This is a genomic window from Streptomyces sp. NPDC060205, from assembly GCF_042728395.1.
GTDB lineage: Bacteria > Actinomycetota > Actinomycetes > Streptomycetales > Streptomycetaceae > Streptomyces.
This window is the reverse complement of record NZ_JBHWZP010000394.1, coordinates 1-7,929: the sequence shown is the minus strand read 5'-3', so window position 1 is coordinate 7,929 and position 7,929 is coordinate 1. Positions and strand designations below refer to the sequence as shown.

Sequence of the window (7,929 nt, the reverse complement as noted above, 5' to 3'; positions counted from 1 at the left end):
GGACGGAAAAGCCGTCCGCGGCCTGAGCGGGAAACCCGCACTCCGGTAGCACTCGTCGATGAGGCGCATCGTGGCGAGCGCGTCATCGGCGTCCAGCGGCAGCGGCGCGCCCCGGCGCAGATGCGCCGCGAACGCTTCGAGCTGATAGGTGTACGAGGACCGGCGGCCGAGCATCTCGACGCGCTCGCCCGAGGCCGTACGGACCCGGACCCGGTCGTCCAGATGCGGCTGGACGAAGTTCACCGCGGTGGCCTCACCGTGTGAGCCCACGATCCGGCAGCTCATCTCCCACCCGTCGTGCGCCATGTGGCAGCGGGCACTGCCGGTGGCGCCGCCCGGGAACTCCAGATCGGCGTCCAGCCACTCGTCGACCCCGGCCGCGCCCGCTCGTTCGCCGCCGCGCGCCGCGACGAGCCGCGGCACCCCGCCCGCCCAGGGGGCGAGCATCCGCTGGGCGTGCAGGCTGTAGCAGCCCAGGTCCATCAGGGCGCCGCCCGCGAGCGGCAGCGACCAGCGCGGGTCCGTGTCCGGCGGGGCCGGCATGACCATCGTGGTCTCCACGTGCCGCAGTTCGCCCAGCTCCCCGCTCTCCAGCAGTTCGTGCAGACGCCGGGTGACGGGGTGGAACAGATAGTGGAAGCCCTCCATGAAGACCGTGCCGGCCTTCGCGACGGCGTCCCGGACCTCGACGGCCTCCTCGGTGTTGCTCGCGGAGGGCTTCTCGGTGAGCACATGCTTGCCCGCGGCGAGCGCGGCGAGGTTCCAGGGCGCGTGCAGGCCGTTGGCGAGAGGGTTGTAGACGACCTCGACCGCCGGGTCGGCGACGACGTCGGCGTACGAGTCCAGGACGCGTTCGACGTCGTGCTCGGCGGCGAAGGCCTCGGCGCGGGACCGGTCGCGGGCGGCCACCGCCACGAGGCGGTGGCCGGTCACCCGGGCAGGTCCCGCGATCGACAGCTCGGCGATACGGGCCGCGCCCAGCACGCCGATCCGCAGGGGTTCCTCCGTCATGCCGTGCGCACCTCTTCCAGTCGTACGGGCCGGTGCTCGCGCAGCGACAGCGTGCAGGCCTCCGCGATCCAGCTCGCTTCGAGGGCGTCGGCCACCGTGCAGGGCGAGGGCCGGGAGCCCGCCACGACCTCGGTGAACGCGGTGAGTTCGGCGCGGTAGGCGGCGGCGAAGCGGTCCATGAAGAAGTGGTGCGGGGGCCCGGCGGGGAAGGTGGCCCCGGGCTCGACGGACCGCAGCGGCAGCTTGTCCTCCAGGCCGACCGCGATGCTGTCCAGCATGCCGTGCACCTCCAGACGGACGTCGTAACCGCGCGCGTTGTGCCGGGTGTTGGAGATGACGCCGATCGTGCCGTCGTCGAAGGTGAGCAGCGCGGAGGCCGTGTCGACGTCGCCGGCCGCCGCGATGAAGTCGGCGCCCCGGTTGCCGCCGGTCGCGTACACCTCGACGACCTCGCGGCCGGTGACCCAGCGCACGATGTCGAAGTCGTGCACGCTGCAGTCGCGGAAGATGCCACCGGAGACGGCGACGTACGCGGCGGGCGGCGGCGCGGGGTCCAGGGTGGTGGACCGCACGGTGTGCAGCGGGCCGAGTTCACCGCTCACCACGGCCTGGCGCGCGGCGACGCAGCCCGCGTCGAAGCGCCGGTTGTAGCCGATGTGCACCTCGACCCCGCCGGCCTCCACCGCGCGCAGCACTTCGAGGCTCTCCTCGACGCCGCGCGCCACGGGCTTCTCGCAGAAGACCGGGATGCCCGCCTTGACGGCGGCGAGGAGGAGTTCGGGGTGGGCGTCGGTCGCGGCGGCGATCACGACTCCGTCGACCCCGGCGGCGAACACCGCGTCGGGCGACTCCACCGCCGTCGCCCCGAACCGCTCCGCCGCCGAGGAGGCCGCCGCGGCGACCGGGTCGGTCACCACGAGCGAGTCGACCGCTTCGAGCCCGGCCAGGGTCTCCGCGTGGAACGCGCCGATCCGGCCCAGCCCCATGATGCCAATACGCATGCGAATCTTGCTCCTTCAACCCAGGGGTGCAGCCCGAGGGTGGTTCAGTCGAGTCCGCCGAAGACGGTCTGGTCCCAGTCGATGACCGAGCCGGTCACCACGCCGCTGCGATCGGAGAGCAGGAGGACGACGAAGTCGGCGATCTCGTCGACCTGTCCGAGTCTGCCCATCGGCAGGCCGGCCGCGGCCTTCTCCCGCCAGTCGTCACCCGCGTCGTGGAAGGCACGCTGGGTGGCGTCCTCGCCCTCGGTGTCCGTCCAGCCGATGTTCAGGCCGTTGATCCGGATCCGGTCCCAGCGGTGCGCGTGGGCCGCGTTGCGGGTGAGCCCCGCGAGACCGGCCTTCGCCGCGGAGTACGGGGCCAGATGCGGCGGGCCGCCGTGCGCGCAGTTCGAGATGATGTTCACGACCGTGCCGGGCGCCCCGCGGCTCGTCATGTCGGTGACGGCGGCCTGCATCGCGAAGAACGGCGCCCGCAGATTGATCGCCATGTGCGCGTCGAACAGTTCCGGTGTGGTGTCCAGGAGCGAACCGCGTGACGTGAGTCCCGCCGCGTTGACCAGGCAGTCGATACGCCCGTACGCGTCCACGGTCCGCACGACGCTGCCGCTCGCCTGCGCCGCGTCCGCCAGGTCGGCGCGGACGAAGCGGGCGCCGGTGTCCGCGGCGAGCTTCTCGCCGACCTCGGCCCGGCGTCCGGTGAAGACGACGGTCGCGCCCTCGCGCAGGGCCGCCCGGACGATCCCCGCGCCCACGCCCTGACTGCCGCCGTTGACGAGGACGACCTTGTCCTCAAGAAGTCCCATGAGTGCGTTGTTCTCCTTCGGCTGAGGCTTCTCAGGCTTCGGCTCCGGCGGCGCCACTGTCAGTCTTGTGAACGGGAGGCCGTCATACAATCCGCAGAGACCCATCAAAAGTCCGTCATTCGCAGCGGGGGCCGCCGTGCGCCATCCATATCCGATCAGGGAGATCGCCCGTCAGGCCGGTCTGAGCGAGGCCACGGTCGACCGCGTCCTCAACGACCGCGGCGGCGTGCGGGAGAGCACCGTCATGGAGGTGCGCCAGGCCGTCAAGGACCTGGACCGCCAGCGGACCCAGGTACGCATCGGCGGCCGCACGTTCATGATCGACATCGTGATGCAGACGCCGGAGCGGTTCTCCACCGCCGTGCGGGACGCCCTGGAGGCCGAACTGCCCTCCCTGCACCCCGCCGTGGTGCGCTCGCGCTTCCACTTCCGGGAGACCTGCCCCGCCTCCGAACTGGTCGCCACCCTGGACAAGATCGCCAAGCGTGGCTCGCAGGGAGTGATCCTCAAGGCGCCGGACCTGCCGGAGATCGTCGCCGCCGTCAGCCGGCTGGTCGCGGCGGGCATCCCCGTCGTCACGCTGGTGAGCGATCTGCCCAGCAGCGCGCGCATGGCGTACGTGGGGATCGACAACCGGGCGGCGGGCGCCACCGCCGCCTATCTCATCGGCCAGTGGCTCGGCGACCGGCCCGGCAATGTGCTCGCCACGATCAGCCGGGGCTCCTTCCGCGGCGAGGAGGAACGGGAGATGGGTTTCCGCAGCGCGATGCGGAGCGCGCAGCCAGGACGCTCCCTGGTGGAGGTCACCGACAGCGACGGGCTGGACGCCACCCAGCGGGACCTCGTCCTGGACGCCCTCAAGCGGGACGAGGACGTCATCGCCGTCTACTCGGCCGGCGGCGGCAACGCGGCGACCCTCGACGCGTTCGGCGTCCTCGGGCGGGAGTGCGCGGTGTTCATCGCCCACGACCTCGATCACGACAACACCGGCTTCCTGCGCGAACGCCGGCTGTCCGCCGTGCTCCACCACGACCTGCGCCAGGACATGCGGCGCGCCTGCCAGACCATCATGCGCGCACACAAGGCGCTGCCCGACGAAGGGCCCTTCCTGCCGTCGGCGATCCAGGTGGTCACGCCGTACAACATGCCGCCGGGTGTGCCGCTCGCGTCGTCCGGGCCGTTGGGCGTCTGAGAGCCGGGGCGCGGGCCATGAAAGGCCTCAGGTGAGTGCAGCCGCGCCCCGCCGTCTGCATATGTAGATGGCATCTATAGGGTGGAACGACAGTGTGTGGCGGGCCAGGACGCCACCGCACCCGTGGAGACAAGAGGGTCACGTGCAAGCGCTCATCGCCGGGATCGACTCCGGTCGCGTCCTGCTGCTCCTGGCCGCCGGTGTCGCCTCCGGACTCGCCGGTTCCATCGCCGGTCTGGCCTCGCTGTTCAGCTACCCCGCACTCCTCGCCGCGGGCCTGCCGCCCGTGGCGGCCAACGTCACCAACACCGTGGCGCTCTTCTCCAACACCGTGGGGAGCGCGGTGGGCGCCCGGGTGGAACTGCGCGGGCAGCGCGCCCGGCTGATCCGGCTGGGCCTCGCGGCGGCACTGGGCGGGGCGATCGGCGCGGCCCTGCTCCTCGGCACCCCCTCCTCGACGTTCGAGCTGGTCGTACCGTGGCTCGTGGCCCTGGGCTCGGTACTGATCCTGGTCCGTGAGCCCCTGCGGCGGCTGACCGCACGCTTCAGCACCCGACCGGCCTCCTCCCTGCCCGGCGTCCCCTTGGCCTGTGCCGTGCTCGTGGTCGGTCTGTACGGCGGCTACTTCGGCGCCGCGGCGGGCGTCCTGATGCTCGCCGTGCTCTCCCTGTCCTCGGCGGAACCGCTGCCCGTGACCAACGCGGTCAAGAACATCGCCACCGGCGCGGCCAACGTCACCGCGGCCGTCGCCTACGTCTTTCTCGCCCCCGTCGACTGGGGCGCGGCCCTCACGCTCGGCGTGGGCTGTTTCGCGGGCGCCTGGCTGGGGCCCGCCGTCGTACGCCGCCTGCCCGAGGCACCGCTGCGGATCGCGATCGCCCTCGCCGGCTTCGGACTCGCGTGGACGCTGTGGCGGGACGCGACCGCGTCCTGACCGGGGGAGGGCGGAGCCCAAAGGGGCCGGCAGCGACATCCTGCGGCGGCTGAACCGGCCACTGAACCGGTGGCTGGAGCGGCGTTCCGACGCGGCTGAGGCGGCGCCCTCGAAGAGGCCGCCGCAGCGCCCCGAAGCGGCCGAGGCCGCGCCCTAAGGTGGCCGCCGTGACGAACAACAGCACGCCCCTCGCCGTCTTCGACCTCGACGGCACGCTCGCCGACACCGCGCACCGCCAGCGGTTCCTGGAGCAGAAGCCGCGGAACTGGGACGCCTTCTTCGCCGCGGCGCCGCACGACCCGCCGCTGGCCGAGGGCGTGGCGCTGGCCCTGGCGCATGCCGAGGAGTGCGAGGTCCTGTATCTGACCGGGCGGCCCGAGCGCTGCCGCAAGGAGACGGTGGCCTGGATCGCCGCGCAGGGCCTGCCCGAGGGCCGCGTCCGGATGCGGCGCGACGACGACCGCAGGCCCGCCCGGCGCACCAAGCTGCAGATCCTGCGCGAGCTGGCCCGCAACCGTGAGATCAGGGTGCTCGTGGACGACGACGAGCTGGTGTGCGCGGACGCCGAACGGGCCGGGTTCACGGTCGTACGGGCCCGCTGGGCCGCCGCGTCGGCGGCGCTGAAGGAGGCACAGGAGCGGGAGGGGCGGACCTGACGCGCACCGGCCCCTCCCGGTCGTGCGGGGAGGGGCCGGTGCACGTCACCCGGTGCGCGTCAGGTGCCCGTGCTCGTGCTCGTACTCGTGCTCGCCGGGTACGGGCGCCCGTCAGGCCGAGTCCTCCAGGCGGAAGCCGACCTTCAGGCCTACCTGGTAGTGCTTGACCTGGCCGTTCTCGATCTGCCCGCGCACCTGCGTGACCTCGAACCAGTCGAGGTTGCGCAGGGTCTGCGAGGCCCGGGAGACGCCGTTGCGGATCGCCTGGTCGATGCCCTCGTGCGAGGTTCCGACGATCTCGGTGACCCGGTAGGTGTGGTCGGACATGCGGGTGCTCCTCTCCGCCGTGGCCCGTGTGCCACGTGTCGTTCCACGGTGCCCCAGGAGACGGGGGACCGCGAGATGGGGGCCCGGGGGACACGGGTTCCGGCGGGCCGCTGTCCGGTGCGGTTCACCGGGCCGTGCTCAGCGACAGCGCGAACCTCCCCTCGGTGTCCGTCCACCAGTGGGTGAGTTCGAGTCCGGTCGCGGCCAGTTCCGCGCGGACGCCCGCCTCGCGGAACTTCGCCGACACCTCGGTGCGCATCTCCTCGCCCTCGGCGAACTCCACGGCGATGTCGAGCGCCGGGATCTTCACGGTCACGGCCGCGAGGGCGCGCAGCCGCATCTCGATCCACTCCTCATCGGCGTTCCAGCGGGCGACATGGCTGAACCCGTCGGGATCGAAGTCCGCGCCGAGCTCGCGGTTGACGACGCTCAGCACGTTCTTGTTGAACGCGGCCGTCACCCCGGCCGCGTCGTCGTAGGCGGCGACGAGCACCGACTCGTCCTTCACCAGGTCGGTGCCGAGCAGCAGGGCGTCGCCGGGCGACAGCAGGGAACGTACCGACGCCAGGAACGCGGCGCGTTCGGCGGGCAGCAGATTGCCGAGCGTGCCGCCCAGGAACGCGACGAGCCGCGGACCGGGCGTGCCGGGCAGCGTGAGACCACCGGTGAAGTCGGCGATCAGCGCGTGCACGTCGAGCGAGGGCCGCTCGCTGACCAGCGCCTCACCGGCCTGCCTGAGCGCGCTCTCGCTCACGTCCACCGGCACATAGGTGTGCAGGGCGGGCAGCGCGTCGAGCAGGTGCTTCGTCTTCTCGGACGAGCCGGAGCCCAGCTCGACGAGCGTGCGCGCGCCGGTCGCCGCGGCGATCTCCGGCGCCCGGGCGACGAGGATCTCGCGCTCGGCCCGGGTCGGGTAGTACTCGGGCAGCGCGGTGATCTTCTCGAAGAGCTCGCTGCCGAGCGCGTCGTAGAACCACTTGGGCGGCAGCGTCTTCGGCGTGCGGGTCAGGCCGTGCAGGACGTCGGCCCGCAGGGCGGCGTCCGTGGCGTCCTCGGGCAGCGTGCGGGTGACCAGGAACGGACTCACGTACGGGGCTCCTTGCTCGGAACGGATGCGCTCGGTACGGACGTGCTCGACAGGGCCGTGCCGGGTACGGCCGTGCCCGGCACGGACGCGCCCGACGTGGACGAGCCCGGTACGGACGATGGCGCGGGGCCGTCGATGTCCTTGAGCGGGGTGAGCAGGACGTCCGTGCGGCTCGCGGCGAGCAGCGTGCGGTCCGGCACCTCCTGCCAGTGCGGATCGTCGTCGTACGGCTCGGACGCGACGACCGTGCGCCGGCCGGGCTCGGTCAGGTACCAGAGCGTGTCGCCCCAGGCGGTGGCGGCGATCACCTCGCCGTTGGTGAGCAGCAGGTTGAGCCGGGAGCCGGGAGCCGCCGCCGCCACGTCGAGGACCGTGTCGGCGAGGGCCTGGCCCTCCTCGTCACCGCCCCGCAGCCTGTTCAGGACCAGCGCCCAGACGAGCGCCGAGTCGCAGCGCGCCTCCATCGACAGCAGCTCCGCGGCGGGCAGCGTCCCGGCCAGCGGGGCCAGGGAACGCGGCCAGCCCGCGATCGCGCCGTTGTGGCTGAACAGCCAGGTGCCCGCGGCGAACGGCGCCGCCGCGGCCTCCCCGTCCGCCCCCGCAAGCGTCGCGTCCCGCACGGCGGCGAGCAGCGCGCCCGAGCGCACCACCCGCCCCAGGTCGGCGAAGGACTGGTCGCCCCAGATCGGCCCGGTACGCCGGTAGCGCCCGGGCACCGGGTCGCCCTCGGCGTACCAGCCGACGCCGAAACCGTCGGCGTTGACGGTCCCGTACCGCTGGTGCCGGGGTGCCCAGGCCTGCCGGTGCAGGCCGTGCGGGGGCTCCACGAGGAGCCGGCCGAGCGGCTCCCCGGGGCCCACGTAGGCGAGATGACGGCACATCAGGCGCCCTCGGCGGAACGGGCGGTGCGGAAAC

The 7,929-nt window shown here is 72.9% G+C and carries 9 protein-coding genes; 3 read left to right on the top strand and 6 right to left on the bottom strand.

The features are described from left to right. The 3 genes from ACFWGJ_RS38895 to ACFWGJ_RS38885 form a co-directional block, all read right to left on the bottom strand. Nucleotides 1-1,011, bottom strand: a 1,011-nt coding sequence (locus ACFWGJ_RS38895; RefSeq protein ID WP_387333676.1) for a Gfo/Idh/MocA family protein, incomplete at its 3' end; no start/stop codon positions are given. After that, nucleotides 1,008-2,012, bottom strand: coding sequence for a Gfo/Idh/MocA family oxidoreductase (locus tag ACFWGJ_RS38890; RefSeq protein WP_387333675.1), 1,005 nt, complete (start codon nucleotides 2,010-2,012; stop codon nucleotides 1,008-1,010). The genes ACFWGJ_RS38890 and ACFWGJ_RS38895, both read right to left, overlap by 4 nt. 44 nt (nucleotides 2,013-2,056) lie before the next feature. Continuing rightward, on the bottom strand, nucleotides 2,057-2,818 hold the full coding sequence (locus tag ACFWGJ_RS38885) for an SDR family oxidoreductase (protein ID WP_387333674.1): 762 nt from the start codon (nucleotides 2,816-2,818) through the stop codon (nucleotides 2,057-2,059). Nucleotides 2,819-2,954: 136 nt separating this feature from the next. Here ACFWGJ_RS38885 and ACFWGJ_RS38880 point away from each other — a divergent pair, with 136 nt between their 5' ends. From ACFWGJ_RS38880 to ACFWGJ_RS38870, 3 genes are all read left to right on the top strand, one after another. After that, nucleotides 2,955-4,010, top strand: coding sequence for a LacI family DNA-binding transcriptional regulator (locus ACFWGJ_RS38880; protein WP_387333673.1), 1,056 nt, complete (start codon nucleotides 2,955-2,957; stop codon nucleotides 4,008-4,010). Nucleotides 4,011-4,152: 142 nt separating this feature from the next. Then, nucleotides 4,153-4,944, top strand: a complete 792-nt coding sequence (locus ACFWGJ_RS38875) for a sulfite exporter TauE/SafE family protein (RefSeq protein ID WP_387333672.1) — start codon at nucleotides 4,153-4,155, stop codon at nucleotides 4,942-4,944. 167 nt (nucleotides 4,945-5,111) lie between these two features. Beyond that, nucleotides 5,112-5,600: a hypothetical protein gene (locus tag ACFWGJ_RS38870; protein ID WP_387333671.1), complete on the top strand. Its 489-nt coding sequence runs from the start codon at nucleotides 5,112-5,114 to the stop codon at nucleotides 5,598-5,600. A gap of 111 nt (nucleotides 5,601-5,711) precedes the next feature. Here ACFWGJ_RS38870 and ACFWGJ_RS38865 read toward each other — a convergent pair whose 3' ends face one another. The 3 genes from ACFWGJ_RS38865 to egtC all read right to left on the bottom strand — a co-directional run bounded on the left by ACFWGJ_RS38865 (nucleotide 5,712) and on the right by egtC (nucleotide 7,895). After that, on the bottom strand, nucleotides 5,712-5,927 hold the full coding sequence (locus tag ACFWGJ_RS38865) for a dodecin (protein ID WP_107019416.1): 216 nt from the start codon (nucleotides 5,925-5,927) through the stop codon (nucleotides 5,712-5,714). 124 nt (nucleotides 5,928-6,051) lie between these two features. After that, nucleotides 6,052-7,014, bottom strand: coding sequence for an L-histidine N(alpha)-methyltransferase (gene egtD / locus ACFWGJ_RS38860; protein WP_387333670.1), 963 nt, complete (start codon nucleotides 7,012-7,014; stop codon nucleotides 6,052-6,054). Then, complete coding sequence (gene egtC / locus ACFWGJ_RS38855; protein ID WP_387333677.1) at nucleotides 7,011-7,895, bottom strand: ergothioneine biosynthesis protein EgtC; 885 nt, start codon at nucleotides 7,893-7,895, stop codon at nucleotides 7,011-7,013. The genes egtD and egtC overlap by 4 nt, the downstream gene beginning before the upstream one ends. Between the last annotated feature and the right edge of the window lie 34 nt (nucleotides 7,896-7,929).